This is a genomic window from Caulobacter sp. GW822-FHT01G02 (assembly GCF_058802865.1).
In genome coordinates, this window is record NZ_JBXAON010000002.1 from 340,150 (window position 1) to 356,619 (window position 16,470).

A 16,470-nucleotide genomic window follows, 5' to 3' on the forward strand; every position below is an offset into this window, starting at 1 on the left:
ATGAACAAGGCTTGGTGGGCGGCGATCCTGGCGACGGCGGCTCTGACGGCCTGTGGTCGCGCCCAGCCCAAGGACCCGGACGCCTCCGCCCGCGTCGAGGTCAATGGCGGCGGAGTCTCCGTCGGCCAACTGCAGAAGGATTCCGCGCGCGCAGAGATGGCGGCGGCTAAGGGAACCAAGCCTCTGACCCCGGGCAGCCTGCCGGCCTTGCTGCCGGCCACGGTCGGCGGCTTCGCGCGCGCCGATGTCCGGAGCCAGGCCGGGACCGAGCCGGGCATGACCAAGGTCAGCGCCCGCTACGTCAAGGATGGCGCGGCCTTCACACTGGAGGTCGTGGATCTGGGCGCGATCGGATCGGTCGGGGCCAGCGACAGCGCGGTCGGCGCGCACAGCACCCGGCGGACGGCCACGGGCTACGAGACCGTCACCACGGCCGGCGGTCGCACCGTCACCGAGCAGTGGGACGACACCGCCAAGTGCGGCCGCTACGCCGTGGTCGCCGCCGACCGCTACAGCATCGCCGCCGACGGCGCCGCCGACAGCGCGGCCGTGCTGAAGGCGGCCGTCGAGACGGTCAACGCCGCGCGGCTGCGGGCCCTGGCCGTCCCGTAGCGCGCGACGCCTACTGGCTGATGATCACCTTCTCGACGCCCAGGCCGATGCTGCGCGGGTCTTCCGGCGTCGAGGGCATCGGGGCGCCGATCGCATACTCCAGCGTCAGCGGCTCGCCAGGCTTGATCAGGTCCGCGGGGACGCTGACCCGGTAGGGGCGCCAGTTGGCCTTTTCGACGTTCCAAGTGACCAGCTTGCGGCCCTTCACCGACACCTCGATCTTCTGCATCACCTCGGGCGGCTTGTTGAAGCTCATGGCGTGCAGTTCGACGATCAGCGGCGCGCCGGCCGTGATGTCGGGGACATTGATCGTCATCACCGAATGCGGGCCATTGGACCAGATCCCCTTGGGATCGGCGGCCGACCATCCCGAGATCAGCTCTGGCGGGCTGACACCCTGGTCGAAATTGACCTGGGCCAGCACGCGGCTGCCGTTCGGAACATAGGGCGCGATCTCGGTCAGGCCCGGAACCTTGTTCAGCCCCTGGCCGCAGATCAGGCCGCGCAGGAAGCGGCGGCAGTCGGTGCGCTGGGTGAAGCGGCCGTATTCGGCGCCGGCGCTCTCCTCCATGACCACGGTGATGCGCGGATCGCTCGGCGTGGCGACCTTGAACAGGTCTTCCGGCGTCTGGCACGCGATGCCCTGGTCGCGGGCCGTCGAGGCGCTGTTCGACGTCCCGCCGGTGCGCACCGCCGCCAGGGTCAGCTGCGAGATCTCCATCTGGTCGATGACGTTGTTGGCGCAGAAATAGGTCGGCGCGAACACCCAGGGCCGGTTGTGCAGCACCGTCGACTTCTCGAGATTGACCGGATGATAGGACGGCGCGCCTTCGCTGAAGGTGTGGCGCACGCCGGCCCGCATCTCGTGACTGTCGCCCCATTGCAGGCCGACGGCGATGACGGCGATAGCCAGCAGGGTGATGGGGCGTGCGTAGCGGCCGATCTGCACGATCGAGACGGCGGTCAGCAGATAACCGGCGGCCCAGAACAGGCGGCCGTGGGCGCGGAACAGGCTCAGCCACTCGAACACGCCCGACAGCTTCGGACCGGTGAACAGCAGGCGCTGGGCGAGGTACGGGTTGGGACCGATGGCCCAGAGGGTCAGCACGACCATGGCCACGGTCAGCGGCAGCCAGCGGCGGCTCCACACGCGGGCGGGCGTCGGCAGCCAGCCGTGGCGCACCGACAGGAAGACGCCGGCGGCGATCGTGAACAGCACGCCCGCGCCCAGGTAGTTATAGCCCTCGAACCACTGGCCGCCGTTGGGGTCCAGGGTCTGCTTGAACCAGCCGCCCTCGAAGGTCTGGCCGAACAACGCCGAGCCCTGGGGCAGGATCGGACCCAGGATGTTCATCGAGTAGTAGCCGATGATCGGGCTCTTGCCGCCGCCGGCGCCCTGGCCGACGCCATAGCCCAGCACGAAGGCGGTGAGGGCCATGCAGAGCAGCACCAGGCCCGCGGCCTTGGCGCAGCTCGCCCAGGCTCGCGGGCGCTTCTGGGCGATCTCCGAAGCCATGGCGGCGGCGAAGCAGAAGCCGATCGGTGGCAGGTGATAGGCGTGCACGCCCATGGCCAGCGCCGCCAGGCCCGCGAAGACGCCGGCGCGGCGCAGGGTCAGGCCGTGACGGATGCTGTCGGCCGCGGCGGCCAGGGCGAAGATCACCACCCAGTGGCCGCTCAGGGCCACGTGGCCGTGGCGCATCAGGAAGGCGGGCGTGAGCAGGGCCAGCAGACCGCCCATCGCCAACAGCACGACCTGGCGCACGTCCAGGGTGCGCAGCAGGGTGATCATCGCCACCGGCTGCAGGGCGTAGGAAATCAGGAAGAACAGGCCCAGGCCGTTCAGCCAATGCCACAGGCCGGTGGCCTTCAGCACGACCGTCATCCAGGGGATGCTGTCGGTATAGACGACCGACAGCAGGGCCGGGGACAGCAGGCGGTCGGTGACGACCAGCGGGAAGCGCCAGGCCTGGCGGAACACCGCCTCCTGGCCGGCCAGCATGGTGGCCATGTCGTTGTGCGGCGCGCGCCAGAAGTCGGCGTGGGCGCCGACCAGTTTGAAGCCGATCAGGTGATGGAATAGGCCGACGGCGGCGATCACGACGGCCAGGGCGACCCAGCGCCAGCCCGCCTCCTGGCGCGCGGCGGTCAGCAAGGCGCGCTTGGCTTCTTCGTACAGGTCCGACATCGACGCGCCCCCGAGCGTAACTCTATTACAGGCTGAGCCTCACCCGCCCCGCAGCCCCACATAGCGGCGCGTCGCGCGGAGCGTCAATCGCGTCAACCGCTCGTAGGCCGAAGTGCCGGCGGCCTCGGCCGCGTCGTCGATCGGCAGGTTCGGACCGAACAGCTCGACCATCGCGCCGGGGCGGGCGGCGTCGCAGTCGGTGATGTCGACCGCGATCAGATCCATGGAGACGCGGCCCAGCATCGGCCGGCGCGCGCCGTCGAACCAGACCGCGCCGCGCGGGTAGGCGGCGCGTGGAATCCCGTCCGCGTAGCCGGCCGCGACGATGGCGACACGGGTGGTCTCGGTCGCCGTCCAGCCGGCGCCGTAGCCGATGCTCTCGCCGCGCGGCACGACCCGGACTTGCAGGATCGGCGCCTCTACCGTCGCGACGGCGCGGATCTCCGGATGCGGCCGGCCCTCGGGCCCGCCGCCATACAGGCTGATCCCTGGACGGGCCTGGTCGAAGCGCCAGGCCTCGCCCAGGAACAGGCCCGCCGAGGCGGCCAGGCTGCGTCGGGCGTTCGGCAGCAGGGCGACGGCCTCCTGGAAGCGTTCCAGCTGGATCGCGTTCAGCGGATGGGCCGGCTCGTCGGCGCAGGCCAGGTGGCTGACGACGAGCTCGATATCGAGCCGCTTGAGTCGATCAAAGGCGCCGACCAGCACCTTCAACTCCTCGGGGCGCAAGCCCAGGCGGTTCATGCCGGTATCGACGTGCAGGGCCGCCTTCAGCCGACCCGCACGGGCCTGGGCGTTCCAGGCCTCGACCTGGGGCAGGCTGTTGAGCACGGGCGTGAGCCGGGCGCCCTCCAACGTGTCGCCGGAGCCGGGCGTGACGCCGTCCAGCACGTGGATGATCGCCTCGCGGTCGCCCAGCGCCTGGCGCAGGGCCACGCCCTCGGACAGGCGGGCGACATAGAAGCTCCGCGCGCCCTCGGCCCACAGGCGGTCGGCGACCTGGGGCGCGCCCAGGCCATAGGCGTCGGCCTTGACCGCTGGCGCCACCTCGGCCCCGCCCGCGCGGGCGCGCAGGGCCGCGTGGTTCGCGGCCAGGGCGTCGAGGTCGATGGTGATGCGGGTGTCGGTGAGGTCGGTCACGAGGTCGACGTACCGGACGCGGGCAGGCGGTTCAACGCCTTAACCGTGATGGGTGGCCAGGAACCGCGCCACCAGGTTCTCCGCGCCCGAGGCGATGATCTGCACGCCGATGCACAGCAGCAGGAACGCCACCAGCCGCGACAGCACCCGCGCGCCGCCGGGGCCCAGCAGCCGCATGACCCGGCCCGAGGCGCTGTAGAGCAGCCAGACCAGGATCGCCACCAGGGCCGCGGCCAGACTGGCGCCGATGAAGAAGGGCGCCACGCCGCTGCCTTCGGTCGGGCGCTGGGACGACAGGGCGATGGCCACCGAGATCGAGCCGGGACCGGTGGTGAACGGCATGGTCAGCGGGAAGAATGCCACGTCCTCGTGGCGCTGGGCCGACTCGGTCTGACTGGTCTTGCGGTCCTCGTGCTCCTGCGGGTCCATCAGCAGGCCCCAGGCGCGGATCGCCACGACGAGCCCGCCGGCCACCCGCAGAGCCCCCAGGCTGACGCCGAAGAAGTTGAGGATATAGCCGCCCAGCAGCAGCGACCCCAGAAGCACCAGGAAGGCGTACAGGCCGATCAGCCGCGCCAGCCGCAACCGCTCGGATCGATCCCGGCCCGCCATCGCCTGGTCGAAGATCAGCGAGGCCCCGACCGGATTGACGATCGAGAACAGCGCCGGAAACGCCAGCAGGAAGGCGCCGACGAGGCTGGACGTGGGCAGGGGGCTGAAGTCCATGTGACTCGTCGGAACAGGGGGAGGCGAGGTGGGGACGGTGGCTTACAGGAACGGGTCTAGTCAAACGCCCCAGGTGCTGAACGCGCCTACTCGTCCGACGGAATGTTCCGCGCCTGGGCGAAGTAGTGGTCCTTGGCCAGGTTGCCGAAGCGGGTGGTGTCGCTGTTGAACGACAGGCGCACGGTGCCGATGGGGCCGTGACGTTGCTTGGCGATGATGACCTCGGCCAGGCCGTGCAGGCGGTCCATCTCTTCCTGCCAGGTCAGGTGCTCGGGCGTGCCCTCGCGCGGCTCGGCGCGGCCGACATAATAGGCCTCGCGATACACGAACCAGACCATGTCGGCGTCCTGTTCGATCGAGCCCGATTCCCGAAGGTCGGAGAGCTGGGGTCGCTTGTCGTCGCGGGCTTCCACCTGACGCGACAGCTGTGAGAGGGCGATGACCGGGCAGGCCAGTTCCTTGGCCAGGGCCTTCAGGCCCATGGTGATCTGCGAGACCTCCTGCACCCGGTTGGCGTTGGCGCCGAGGTCCGAGCCGGTGACCAGCTGAAGATAGTCGACCACGACCAGGTCAAGGCCGACCTGGCGCTTCAGGCGGCGGGCCCGGGCGGTCAGCTTGGCGATCGAGATACCGCCGGTGGCGTCGATATAGAGCGGCGCTTCCTGCAGCTCCATGGCCGCGTCGCGGACCCGGCCGAACTCGCTGGCGTCGATCTCGCCCTTGCGGAGGCGGTCGCCCGACACGCCCGAAGCGTCGGCCAGCATACGCAGGGCCAGCTGTTCGGCGCTCATTTCCAGCGAGTAGAAGGCCACGACGCCGCCCTGGACGGTCTTCTTGGTGCCGTCGGGCTGGATCTCGTAGGCGTATTTTTTGGCGATGTTGAAGGCGATGTTGGTCGCCAGCGCCGTCTTGCCCATCGACGGACGACCGGCCAGGACCACGAGGTCGGAGGGGTGCAGACCGCCGATCTTCTGGTCGAGATCGATCAGGTCGGTCGCGACGCCCGACATGCCGCCTTCGCGGCTGTAGGCCTCGGCCGTCATCTCGACCGCGCCGCGCAGGGCGTCGCCGAAGCTGACGAAGCCCGATGAGGCCGCGCCGCTTTCGGCTAGGCTGTAGAGGCTCTGTTCGGCCGACTCGATTTGGTCGCGGGCGGTGCGCTTTTCCTCGTTGCCGCCTTGCGCGGCCGTGGCGATGTCGCCGCCGATGCGGATCAGTTCGCGACGCAGCGACAGGTCGAAGATCACCCGGGCGTAGTCGCCGACATTGGCCGCCGGCGGGGCGCGGTCGACGAGGTCGGCCAGGTAGCGCAGGCCGCCCAGCTCCTCGAACGCGGGGTCCTTCTTGAACTCGTCGGCCAGCAGGATCGGCTCGGCCAGCTGGCCCTTGCGGACGTGGGTCTCGATCGACTGGAACAGGCGCTGGTGGAAGGGTTCGTAGAAGCAGCGGGCCTGCAGATTGTCGCTCAACCGTTCGTAGGCGGCGTTGTCGTAGAGCAGGATGCCCAGCAGCGCTTGCTCGGCTTCCATGTTGTGCGGCGCCACGTTGATCGTGGGCTCGGGAAGACCGGGGAGAACAAGGTCGAGCGCGGGTACGAGAGACATCGACGGATATTAACGCGACGGGGCTTCGGACGCTCGGGTCGGATGGCCGCGCGGCTCCAGATGAATGGGGATATTCTGTGTATGTTCTGACCGCGTTACGTCAGAAGCGGACGCCTGTCCAAGGCCTGTGCGCTTGCACCTTCGCATAAGAAAGGGCCCGGAGATCGCTCTCCGGGCCCAAACGTTTGCGCGGTTTTCGGCCTACCAGTTGATCGCCAGACGCCCGTAGAGGAAGCGACCGTTGAAGCCGAACGGCGAGAAGCTGGAGAACGGGTTGCCGCCGCTGGTGTTGAGGTTCGGCGGCACCTGGTCGGGATACTGGTCGAACAGGTTGTCCGCGCCCAGCGACACCGTGGTGTGCTCGCCGAATCGACGGCGGGCCTCCAGGTCGACGATGCCCTGCGAGCCCGTGTGCCAGTCGCCGCTGCCGTCGGCGGCGGTGCCCGGCGACAGGACATTGCCATAGAGGGTGGTGCGCAGGGTGGCGCCCCAGGGACCCTTGCTCCAGTCGCCTTGCAGCGAAACCTTGTTGCGCGGCGTGCCTTCCTCGAAGCGCAGCGTGGCCTGCCGGCCGAACAGCGTGGTCGGGGTCGGCAGCACCGTGGTGGACGGCGTGCGGTTGACCTTGAAGTCGTTGACGTTGGCCGCCGCCGTCAGGTCGAACGTGCCGGCTTGGTCGTCGAGGATCCGGTAGCGGGCCACGATGTCGACGCCCTTGGTCTTGGTGTCGACGCCGTTGGTGAAGATGCGGCCGGCCGACGCGCCGTATCGCGACAGCAGGTCGAAGATCACCCGGGCGTTGGTGCCCGCCGCGGCGGTGGCGCTGCCCGTCAGGGTTTCCGACAGGACGATGCGGTTGTCGACATTGATCTGGTAGGCGTCGATCGTCAGCTCGAACGGACCCTTGTGGTAGACCGCGCCCAGCGAGAAGTTCTTGGACTTCTCCGGCTCCAGCGGCTTGCCGCCCAGGGCCTGGCCGACCGTGCTGACCGACGGATAGGTGCCGGTCTCGAACGGCACGGCCGTGGTCACGCCGCCGACGAGCTGGTTGATGTAGAGGATCGAGGTCGAGGTGAAGTACTGCTGCTGCAGGCTCGGGGCGCGGAAGCCGGTCGAGACCGCGCCGCGGAGGGCGAAGGCGTCGGTGAAGTCGTAGCGGCCCGACAGCTTCCAGCTCGTGTTGTTGCCGAAGTCCGAATAGTGCTCACGACGGACGGCCGCCGAGGCGGTCAGCTTCTCGGTCAGCTTGCCTTCCAGGTCCAGATAGGCGCCGACGGCGTCGCGATCGACGTCGATGACGTTGCTGGGCGTGAAGCCGGTGAAGCCGCGCGAACCGAAGGCCAGGGTCGGCGAGACCGTGCCGCGGGCATAGGACGCCACTTCGCCGGCGTTGATCTTGTAGGTCTCGCGACGGGCTTCCAGGCCGAAGGCGACGTTCAGCGGGCCGGCGAGGCCGACATCGAATTCCTGGCTGGCGTCGATGCCGAAGACTAGTTGGTCATAGGTCAGGCCGCCGGCCTGGAAGTTGGTCGGCGAGGTCGGGCCATACGACGGGTTGAGGGTGTTCTTCACCCCGAAATCGAGGTCGTTCTTGCCGTAGACCAGGTTGGTGTCGATCTTCCAGCCGGCCAGGTCGCCGCGCAGGCCGATGGCTGCGGTGACGTCCTCGGTGTTGGTGGTGATCAGCGGCAGATAGCCGTTGGGATAGACGCTGGTGATGGTCTGCTGGGCGTCGGTCGGCAGGCGGTAGGTGGCCGAGGCCTCGCTGTCGCGCTGCTGATAGCCGTACCAGCCGTAGAGCTGCCAGTTGTCGCCGATCGGCTTGCCGGCGTTGGCGTAGAAGCTGACCTGTTCGACCTCGGGATCGCCGAAGCGCGAGGTGACGCGCCGCGGCGTGACGCGGGTGTCGATGTCGCTGCGATTGGTGAAGTCGCGGTCCACATACTCGGCCGACAGCGTCAGGAAGCCGTCCGAGCCGAGCTTCAGGCCTTGCCAGCCGGCCACGGTCTTGGTCGCGCCGTCGCGACGCTTCTGCTTGGCGCCGGTCTGCAGGCCGTCGAAGCTGGTGATGTACTTGCCGGCCGTGACTGTGACGCCGCCGCCGTGGTCGGCTTCGCGCAGGCGCAGGTTGATGACGCCGGCGATGGCGTCAGAGCCGTACTGGGCCGCGGCGCCGTCGCGCAGGACTTCGATGCGGTCCAGGGCGACCGACGGGATGGCGTTGAGGTCGACGGCGGCCGAGCCGCGGCCGACCGAACCGTTCAGGTTCACCAGCGCCGTGGCGTGGCGGCGCGTGCCGTTGACCAGCACCAGGGTCTGGTCGGGACCTTGGCCGCGCAGCACGGCCGGGCGGACCGAATCCGTGCCGTCGGTGTTCGACGGGCGCGGGAAGGTGATCGACGGGACCGTGGCGGCCAGGGCCGTGGCCAGCTCGGTGCTGCCGCGCTGCTGCAGGGTCTTGGCGGTGACGACGTCGACCGGCGCCAGGGTGTCCAGGCGCGAGCGGCCGACGGTGCGGGTGCCGGTGACGACGATCTCGTCGACATTGGTGTTGTCGGTCGCTGGCGCGGCGGTTTGGGCATGGGCGGTGGCGGCGAAGGCCGTCAGCGACGCGGCCGTCAGCAGTAAGCTTCTGTAACGCATGAGATATCCCCTGTCTTGGCCGGGGATCAGGCGCGCGTCCTCATGCCCCGAAGCGGGGGTCTTGATCGCCCCCAGACCGAACATGGGATTTCAGCGTTCTGCACACAAGCTGAACATTTCTGTGCTGCGGCGCAGAAAAAAACGGCGCGGATCGCTCCGCGCCGTTTCTCGATAAAAAGCTCCGATCCCGGAAGGGATTAGGCTTCGTAGTGGTCGCCTTCGAACGAGCCGGCGCCGCCTTCCGCCATGTCTTGGGCGGCTTCGGCTTCGGCCGCGCGATCTTCCTCGAATTGCGAGTTGATCACGTTTTCGCCGCGCGCTTGGCGATCGGCTTCGTCCTGGCTGCGCGCGATGTTGAGGGTGACCGTGACGGTCACTTCAGCGTGCAGCTTCACCTTCACTTCGTGGACGCCCAGCGTCTTGATCGGCTTGTCCAGCACGATCATCGAGCGGTCGACCTTGCCGCCTTCGGCCTTGATGGCGTCGGCGACGTCGCGGCCCGCGACCGAACCGTACAGCTGACCGCTTTCGCCAGCCTGACGGATCAGGACGTATTGCGTGCCGTCCAGCGATTCACCGTTCTTGCCGGCGGCTTCGCGGTTGCGGACGTTGCGGGCTTCGATCTCGGCGCGTTGCGCTTCGAAGGTCGCTTCGTTGGCCTTGGTGGCGCGCAGAGCCTTGTGGCGCGGCAGCAGGAAGTTACGGGCGAAGCCGTCCTTCACGGTGACCACGTCGCCGAGGACGCCAGTGCCTTCAACGCGTTCGAGCAGAATGACTTTCATCGTGGTGTCTCCCTTACTTCACGACGTAGGGGAGCAGAGCCAGGAAGCGGGCGCGCTTGATGGCCTTGGCCAGCTCGCGTTGCTTCTTGGCCGACACCGCGGTGATGCGCGACGGGACGATCTTGCCGCGTTCGGAAACGTAACGCTGCAGCAGCTTCACGTCCTTGTAGTCGATCTTCGGCGCGTTGGCGCCCGAGAACGGGCAAACCTTGCGGCGACGGAAGAACGGGCGGCGAGCGCCGCCAGCGGCGGCGGCCGGAGCGCCGGCTTCGGGAGCGGTCGTATCGGTCATGATCTATCTCTCCCTTACGCTTGAGCCTGGGGCGCAAAGTCTTCGCGCGGACGTTCCGGGCGATCGCCACGGTCACGACGGGCGAGAACCGGCGACAGTTCCAGGTCCAGCTCTTCCACGCGGATGGTCATGAAGCGCAGCACATCTTCATTGATGAGCAGCTGGCGCTCCATTTCCTTCACGGCCGGCGCCGGGGCGTCGATCGCGAGCAGGGAGTAGTGGCCCTTGCGGTTCTTCTTGATGCGGTAGGTGAGGTTGCGAAGGCCCCAGTACTCGATCTTGGCGATGTGGCCGCCATTCTCTTCGATGAGGGTCTTCAGTTGCTCGTTCAGAGCTTCGGCCTGTTGCGGCGAGATATCCTGCCGCGCGATGACCACGTGTTCGTAGAACGCCATGTTTTCCTTCTTCCGTTGGGGAAGGCGGCGCGGTCGTCGGCGGAAGTCCGTCGACCACGATGGTTCCTGCACACCGAGCGGGGAAATCCCCGGTCCCGGATGGGTGCGTGCAAGACCGCTCTTCCGTGAGAACGCGCGCTATTACAGAAGATGGGGCGGGAAGGCAAGCCGCGTCGAGGTTTGCCGCCGAACCAGGCGATGCGGGGCAGTGTCCGATAATTGACATTGGCCGGGTTCCATCCGGGCGCCCAACTATGCTAGCAGGCGAACATGGGGATCGGTGATCGTCTCTTAGTGGCATTCGCAGCGGCCTTGACCGCCGGGACGGCGCACGCCGAGATCATTCAGAAGCCCGTCACGTCGGTCGCGGCGCGCGAAGGCCGGTTCGCTGGCTACTCGGCGGCCTTGCCGCTGGACCTGTCCACCGACACCGAGAAGGTCGCCCTGACGGTCAGGTCCTCGGGCATGATCGAGAACCCGACCTATGATTTCGACCTCAACCTGACCCAGAAGCCCGACGACCAGCGCGTCGGTCAGCGCTCGGTGGCGCTCGGGGCCTCGTGGAACGAGAACGAAGCCAAGCTGCGCTCATCGATGTCCAAGGCGTTCGGCTTCGGCCTCCTGCCGCGCGCCAACTATGTCCGCGTCTCGATGGACATGGACGCCAGCCAGGCCATCGCCGTGCCGGGCAAGATCCCGGTGGCGCGCGCCAATATCCGCTCGTCGCTGACCCTGGACGGCAAGCCGGTCGGCTCGATCGCGTTTGGCGGCGGCTCCACGGGCGACGAGGGCGTCGACCTCAGCCTGACCCGGCCGTTCGACATCCCCGCCGAATTCACCGTCAGCGTGCGGGGCGTCAGCAACCAGCGTGAGAGTTGGCGGCTGCAGGACGCCCGCGCCATGATCAAGCTGGTGAAGGTCGGCTGGTAGCCTCCAGCTCGCGATCCCCGTCGTTCTTCGGCTTTTTGGCGGTGACGGCCGCGAAGCGCTTCAGATACTCAGGGTGCTCGGTGCCCATGACCTTGTCCCAGAAGGTAAAGTAGAGGCCGTAGTTCCACCCCGCCTGGGCGTGGTGCAGGTCGTGGTGGGTCACGGTCGTCAAGAACGGAAACAGCGGCCGGCCGTCCTTGCGGGCGGGGAACAGCTCGTAGCCCGAGTGGCCAATCGTGTTGCGGACGATCTGGTGCAGCATGAACAGACCGATCACCGGCCATTGGGTCGGGACAAGGATCATCCATAGCGGCACGAACACGCCGTTGATGAAGGCCTCGCCCAGGTCGAAGCTGTAGGCGGTGAACGGCGAGGGATTGTTCGACCGGTGGTGCCGCCGGTGGAAGCGCCGGAACAGGCGGCGGTCGTGGATCAGCCGGTGCGTCCAGTAGAACCAGGCGTCGTGGGCGACGATCATCAGAACGAGACTGGTCCAGAACCAGACCGGACCCCAGCGCTTGGCGATATCGGGTCCTGGCAGCCAGCCGGCGCGGAACAGGCCGAAGGTCAGCAGGCCCAGGGTCGAGAAGATGGCGATCGAACGGATCGAGGTCGCGAACTCGGTCAGCAGCTGGCGCGCCGGCGGGCGGCTGTCGCGGATCTTGCGGCTAGCCAGCGGGATCGCCAGAGCGACCCAGAGCACCAGCCAGACGCCGACCGAGAAGATCACGTAACGGGTGACGTCGACCCACATGGCGTCCAGCCAGTTGCGGGCGAAGGGGAGGAGGGTGTCGAGCATTTATCCGGGCTCCAGAGCGAAAGACCTCGCCAAGGAAGCCGCCGGTTCTTGGCCCGTCGCGCCGAACTCGAAATCAGGCCCGTTTGTCGCTTTTCGACGGACCTTCGCCGGTTTCGACCAGCCGCAGTTGCGGGTGCGCGGGCGTGACGTCCTGGCGCCAGGCGGTCGGGGTGACGCCGGTGGCGGCGCGGAAGGCCCGGTTGAACGGACCCAGCGAGGCGAAGCCCAACTCGTAGGCGATGGTCGAGACCGACTTCAGCGCTTGTTCGGGATCGGCCAGGGCGAGCTTGGCCGCCTCGATGCGGCGGCCGTTGACGTAGTCGGCGAAGTTGCGGTGGCCCAGCGTGCCGTTGATCAGCTTGCGCAGGCGGTGTTCGGGCGCGCCGACCAGGGCGGCCAGGGTCCCGATCGACAGGTCCTCGCCGCGCCAGACTTCGTTGTCGTTCATCGCCTTGTCCAGGCGGGCCAGGACCAGGCGGTCGGCGGGGGTGAGGTCGAGGGTCTCGACGGGCTTGACCACGGGGGGCTCGCCGGCGGCGGGCGAGGCCTGGACCAGCACCGGCTCGGCGCGCAGCAGGGCCAGGGCCGAACCGACCCCCAGGCCGGCCAAGGCGATAGCCTGGATCAGGCTAGGCAGCATGGGGCCTTTCCCCAGGCCGAAGTCGCATAGGGTTTGGACGAGCATGTAGCCGGTCGCCGCCGCCGCGATCGGCGCGCGCAGATGCCGGCGGCGCTCGACGAGGTCGATCCGCCAGCCGCGCCAGGTCATCAGCAGGATGTGAAGATGGATCGCCAGCGAGGAGGCGGCGAAGATCCACCAGGCGACAGCGCGGGCCGGCGAGGGCGGCAGGAAGGCCCCGGGCAGCCAGAGCGCCAGCACTATGCCGGGCACGGCGAAGCGCCACGCCGGGATTTTCGGTTCGTCCTCGAACAGCACCGAGCAGAATAGCCAGAAAACCCCGGCGGCCATCGAGCTGAGAAACCAGGTCAGCAGGCTGAAGTGCCGGTGCGTCGCGTAGTAGAAATGGCTCTCGAAGCCGTGGGCTATGGCGCACGCCATCAGCAGCACGCCGACCCAGCGCGTCGGCGTCATCTTGCGGCTGGCGGCCAGGGATACGCCGGTAGCGGCGAAGGCGCCGATGGCGACGCCGCGCAGCCCCAGTTCCAGACCGGAGAGGTCGATATGGGCGAGGTCGATCATCGACCGATCATCTCCCCCAGACCGCGCGAGCCTCAACCCGCGCGGCTGGCCGGAACCCGAAAAGGCTGGTTACTTCTTGGCCCGGCTACTTCTTGGCCTTGTAGGCCTTCACCGCGTCCATGGTCTGGGTGACGTGGCCGGCGAAGTTGCCGTCGGTGTACGACATCAGGATCTTGCCGTCCGGGGCGATCACATAGGACGTGCGGTTCGACCAGTCCGGCTTCACCATCAGCGCCACGTCGTAGCTCTTGATCAGCGCCTTGTCGGCGGCGGCCACCGCGAACTTGTCGCGGCAGTGCTCCTTGGAGAAGTCCTTGATGCGGTCGACATTGCCCGCCGTGACGCCGATCACCGTGGCGCCCAGCTTTTCGAATTCGGGCGTGGCCTCGGCGAACTCGTGAGCCTCGGCGGTGCAGCCGGCGGTGTAGGCGGCTGGGAAGAAGTACAGCACCACCGGACCCTTCTTGAGGGCGTTGGCCAGCTTGAAGTCGAAGTCCTTGCCGGCCAGGGCGGCCTTGGCGGTGAAGTCGGGGGCCTTGTCGCCGACCTTGAGGGCGGCGAGGGCGGGCGAAGCGGCGGCGAGGGCGAACGCGGCGACGCCGGCGAGGATGAGTTTCATGGCGCGACTCCGAGGAAGGATGGCCCAGCTACGCTGGCGGGCGCACTTTGGATGTGGCCGCCTCTTAATTGCAAGCACTGGGCGCCCGCCCGCCGCACTTGCCCCGATGGGGCCTTTCGCCTAACCCTCCGGCCCTTGAATCTGCAAAGACGGAGCGGGCCACCATGAGCATCGCCTTCATTTTCCCCGGCCAGGGCAGCCAGTCGGTCGGCATGGGCGTCGATCTCGCCGAGGCCTTCGCCAGCGCCCGCGAGGTCTTCCAGGAGGTCGACGACGCCCTGGGCCAGAAGTTGTTCGCGCTGATGAAGGACGGTCCCGAAGGCGACCTGACCCTGACCGAGAACGCCCAGCCGGCCCTGATGGCCGTCAGCCTCGCGGTCACCCGCACGCTGGAAAAGGAGTTCGGCGTTGGCATCGATCGCGCCGCCTTCGTGGCCGGTCACAGCCTCGGTGAATACTCGGCCCTGGCCGCCGCCGGCGCCATCACCCTGGCCGACACCGCGCGCCTGCTGAAGCTGCGCGGCCAGGCCATGCAGCGCGCCGTGCCGGTGGGCGAGGGCGCCATGGCCTCGCTCATTGGCCCGAAAACGGATCTGGCCCTGGCCGAAGCGGCCGCCGCGGCCGGCTCGGAGGTCGGCGTCTGCGTCGTGGCCAACGACAACAACAACGGCAATGTCGTCATCTCCGGCGCCAAGGCCGCCGTCGACAAGGCCATCGAGAAGGCCAAGGAGCTGGGCGCGCGGGCCATTCCGCTGAACGTCTCGGCGCCGTTCCATTGCCCGCTGATGCAGCCGGCGGCCGACGAGATGGCCGAGGCTCTCGCAAAGACCACCATCATCGCCCCGCGCGCGCCGCTGGTCGCCAACATCACCGCCGCCCCGGTCCACGACCCGGACGTCATCCGTAAGCTGCTGGTCGAGCAGGTCACCGGCCGCGTCCGCTGGCGCGAGAGCATGACCTGGCTGGCGACCGAGGGCGGTATCACGCGCTTCGCCGAGGCCGGCGCCGGCAAGGTGCTGTCGGGCATGGCCAAGCGGATCGCTCCGGACTCCGAGGCGACCCCGCTCAACACGCCCGCCGATCTCGAAGCCTTCGCGGCCTCGCTCTGAACCGCATTGCGTCGTCCTCGTCCTTCGACAGGCTCAGGATGAGGACGATTGCATCGGCGGCTTGTTTGAAATCCTCATCCTGAGCTTGTCGAAGGACGAGGAATTCACCCACTTCCCTCCGACACGGAGAACTTCAAATGTTCGATCTGACCGGCAAGACCGCTCTCGTCACCGGCGCCACCGGCGGCATCGGCGGCGCCATCGCCAAGGCCCTGCACGAGCAGGGCGCCCATGTCGTGCTCTCGGGCACCCGCGAATCGGCCCTCGCGGAGCTGGCCGCCCAGTTCGGCGAGCGCGTGTCGTTCGTGGCGGCGAATCTCTCCGACTCCGCCGCCGTCGACGGCCTGGTCGCCAAGGCCGAGGAAGCCGCCGGCGCGCCGCTGGACATCCTGATCGCCAACGCCGGCGTGACCCGTGACGGCCTGCTTGTCCGCATGAAGGACGAGGACTGGGAAACCGTCATCAAGGTCAATCTGGAAGGCTATTTCCGTCTTTCACGCGCCGCCGCCAAGGGCATGATGAAGCGCCGCGCCGGTCGCATCATCGGCATCACCTCGGTGGTCGGCGTGACCGGCAACCCCGGCCAGACCAACTACGCGGCCTCCAAGGCCGGCATGATCGGCTTTTCCAAGGCCTTGGCCCAGGAACTGGCCAGCCGCGGCGTGACCGTCAACTGCGTGGCCCCCGGTTTCATCGCCAGCCCGATGACCGACTCGCTGAACGAGCAGCAGAAGGCCGGCATCCTGGCGACCATTCCCGCCGGCAAGCTTGGCGAGGGGAGCGACATCGCGGCGGCTTGCGTTTATCTCGCCAGCGACCAGGCCGGCTACGTCACCGGTCAGACCTTGCACGTCAACGGCGGCATGGCCATGATCTAAAACCGCCGTCGCTCCTTCGGTCTGCCGCTAGCAAGCCGAAAAGGAACATGATAGGCGGAGCCCGACACTTCCCGCGGACCGCGAGGCGCAGCCTCAATGTCCGAGGGCCGAAATTTCATAATGAGGGACTGAACAGAATGTCCGACATTCTCGAGCGCGTGCGTAAGATCGTCATCGAACACCTGGATGCCGATCCCGAGAAGGTCACCGAGAAGGCTTCCTTCATCGATGATCTGGGCGCCGACAGCCTCGACAACGTTGAGCTGGTGATGGCGTTCGAAGAAGAGTTCGACATCGAAATCCCGGACGACGCCGCCGAGCACATCCAGACCGTTGGCGACGCCGTGAAGTTCATCACGGAAAAGACCGCCTAAAAGGCGTCGAGTTCGCTAGTCGAACCTGACCATTTCCGCCGCGTCGCACGGGCTCTTGCCATCGTGCGCGCGGCGGTTTTCGTTTGAGGCTCAAAATACTTTAGGCCAGGGATTCGCGGCTGGCGTGGACAGGGGAAGTTCCCCACATCCCGCGTCCCGCATCGAAGGTTTGGGAGTGATC

General features: G+C 67.8%; 16 protein-coding genes. 5 read left to right on the forward strand and 11 right to left on the reverse strand.

Annotated elements, in window-relative coordinates:
• Window positions 1-612 (forward strand): hypothetical protein, encoded by a 612-nt coding sequence (locus AC1RNC_RS07070; RefSeq protein ID WP_492884904.1) that lies wholly within the window; start codon window positions 1-3, stop codon window positions 610-612.
• Between the two features lie 10 nt (window positions 613-622).
• On the opposite strand, the gene AC1RNC_RS07075 is transcribed toward AC1RNC_RS07070, so the two are convergent.
• The 8 genes from AC1RNC_RS07075 to rpsF all read right to left on the reverse strand — a co-directional run bounded on the left by AC1RNC_RS07075 (window position 623) and on the right by rpsF (window position 10,379).
• Window positions 623-2,800: a DUF6311 domain-containing protein gene (locus tag AC1RNC_RS07075; protein WP_492884906.1), complete on the reverse strand. Its 2,178-nt coding sequence runs from the start codon at window positions 2,798-2,800 to the stop codon at window positions 623-625.
• A gap of 39 nt (window positions 2,801-2,839) precedes the next feature.
• The gene (gene alr / locus AC1RNC_RS07080; protein WP_492884908.1) at window positions 2,840-3,937 is read right to left on the reverse strand and encodes an alanine racemase; all 1,098 of its coding nucleotides are present in this window, start codon (window positions 3,935-3,937) and stop codon (window positions 2,840-2,842) included.
• Window positions 3,938-3,976: 39 nt separating this feature from the next.
• Window positions 3,977-4,663 (reverse strand): MarC family protein, encoded by a 687-nt coding sequence (locus AC1RNC_RS07085; RefSeq protein ID WP_492884910.1) that lies wholly within the window; start codon window positions 4,661-4,663, stop codon window positions 3,977-3,979.
• Between the two features lie 86 nt (window positions 4,664-4,749).
• Entirely contained in the window at window positions 4,750-6,267 is a 1,518-nt protein-coding gene (locus tag AC1RNC_RS07090) for a replicative DNA helicase (protein ID WP_492884912.1), read from the reverse strand.
• 201 nt (window positions 6,268-6,468) lie between these two features.
• On the reverse strand, window positions 6,469-8,910 hold the full coding sequence (locus AC1RNC_RS07095) for a TonB-dependent receptor plug domain-containing protein (RefSeq protein ID WP_492884914.1): 2,442 nt from the start codon (window positions 8,908-8,910) through the stop codon (window positions 6,469-6,471).
• Between the two features lie 197 nt (window positions 8,911-9,107).
• Window positions 9,108-9,692, reverse strand: a complete 585-nt coding sequence (gene rplI, locus AC1RNC_RS07100; RefSeq protein WP_492838101.1) for a 50S ribosomal protein L9 — start codon at window positions 9,690-9,692, stop codon at window positions 9,108-9,110.
• A gap of 13 nt (window positions 9,693-9,705) precedes the next feature.
• Window positions 9,706-9,984: a 30S ribosomal protein S18 gene (rpsR, locus tag AC1RNC_RS07105; RefSeq protein WP_004615089.1), complete on the reverse strand. Its 279-nt coding sequence runs from the start codon at window positions 9,982-9,984 to the stop codon at window positions 9,706-9,708.
• Window positions 9,985-9,998: 14 nt separating this feature from the next.
• Window positions 9,999-10,379 carry a 30S ribosomal protein S6 gene (rpsF, locus tag AC1RNC_RS07110; RefSeq protein ID WP_099577449.1) on the reverse strand — a complete coding sequence of 127 codons (381 nt, stop codon included), beginning with the start codon at window positions 10,377-10,379 and terminating at the stop codon, window positions 9,999-10,001.
• Window positions 10,380-10,649: 270 nt separating this feature from the next.
• Here rpsF and AC1RNC_RS07115 point away from each other — a divergent pair, with 270 nt between their 5' ends.
• Window positions 10,650-11,309 (forward strand): hypothetical protein, encoded by a 660-nt coding sequence (locus AC1RNC_RS07115; RefSeq protein ID WP_492884917.1) that lies wholly within the window; start codon window positions 10,650-10,652, stop codon window positions 11,307-11,309.
• Here the strand turns inward: AC1RNC_RS07115 and AC1RNC_RS07120 are convergent.
• From AC1RNC_RS07120 to AC1RNC_RS07130, 3 genes are all read right to left on the reverse strand, one after another.
• Window positions 11,284-12,108 (reverse strand): sterol desaturase family protein, encoded by an 825-nt coding sequence (locus AC1RNC_RS07120; protein WP_492884919.1) that lies wholly within the window; start codon window positions 12,106-12,108, stop codon window positions 11,284-11,286. The genes AC1RNC_RS07115 and AC1RNC_RS07120 overlap by 26 nt on opposite strands.
• A 73-nt stretch (window positions 12,109-12,181) precedes the next feature.
• Complete coding sequence (locus AC1RNC_RS07125) at window positions 12,182-13,309, reverse strand: helix-turn-helix domain-containing protein (protein WP_492884921.1); 1,128 nt, start codon at window positions 13,307-13,309, stop codon at window positions 12,182-12,184.
• A gap of 85 nt (window positions 13,310-13,394) precedes the next feature.
• On the reverse strand, window positions 13,395-13,928 hold the full coding sequence (locus AC1RNC_RS07130; protein WP_492884923.1) for a peroxiredoxin: 534 nt from the start codon (window positions 13,926-13,928) through the stop codon (window positions 13,395-13,397).
• Window positions 13,929-14,092: 164 nt separating this feature from the next.
• Here AC1RNC_RS07130 and fabD point away from each other — a divergent pair, with 164 nt between their 5' ends.
• The 3 genes from fabD to AC1RNC_RS07145 all read left to right on the forward strand — a co-directional run bounded on the left by fabD (window position 14,093) and on the right by AC1RNC_RS07145 (window position 16,289).
• Complete coding sequence (gene fabD / locus AC1RNC_RS07135) at window positions 14,093-15,037, forward strand: ACP S-malonyltransferase (RefSeq protein WP_492884925.1); 945 nt, start codon at window positions 14,093-14,095, stop codon at window positions 15,035-15,037.
• Window positions 15,038-15,174: 137 nt separating this feature from the next.
• Window positions 15,175-15,915: a 3-oxoacyl-[acyl-carrier-protein] reductase gene (gene fabG / locus AC1RNC_RS07140; RefSeq protein WP_492884927.1), complete on the forward strand. Its 741-nt coding sequence runs from the start codon at window positions 15,175-15,177 to the stop codon at window positions 15,913-15,915.
• Between the two features lie 137 nt (window positions 15,916-16,052).
• Entirely contained in the window at window positions 16,053-16,289 is a 237-nt protein-coding gene (locus AC1RNC_RS07145) for an acyl carrier protein (protein WP_004615098.1), read from the forward strand.
• Window positions 16,290-16,470 lie beyond the last annotated feature (181 nt).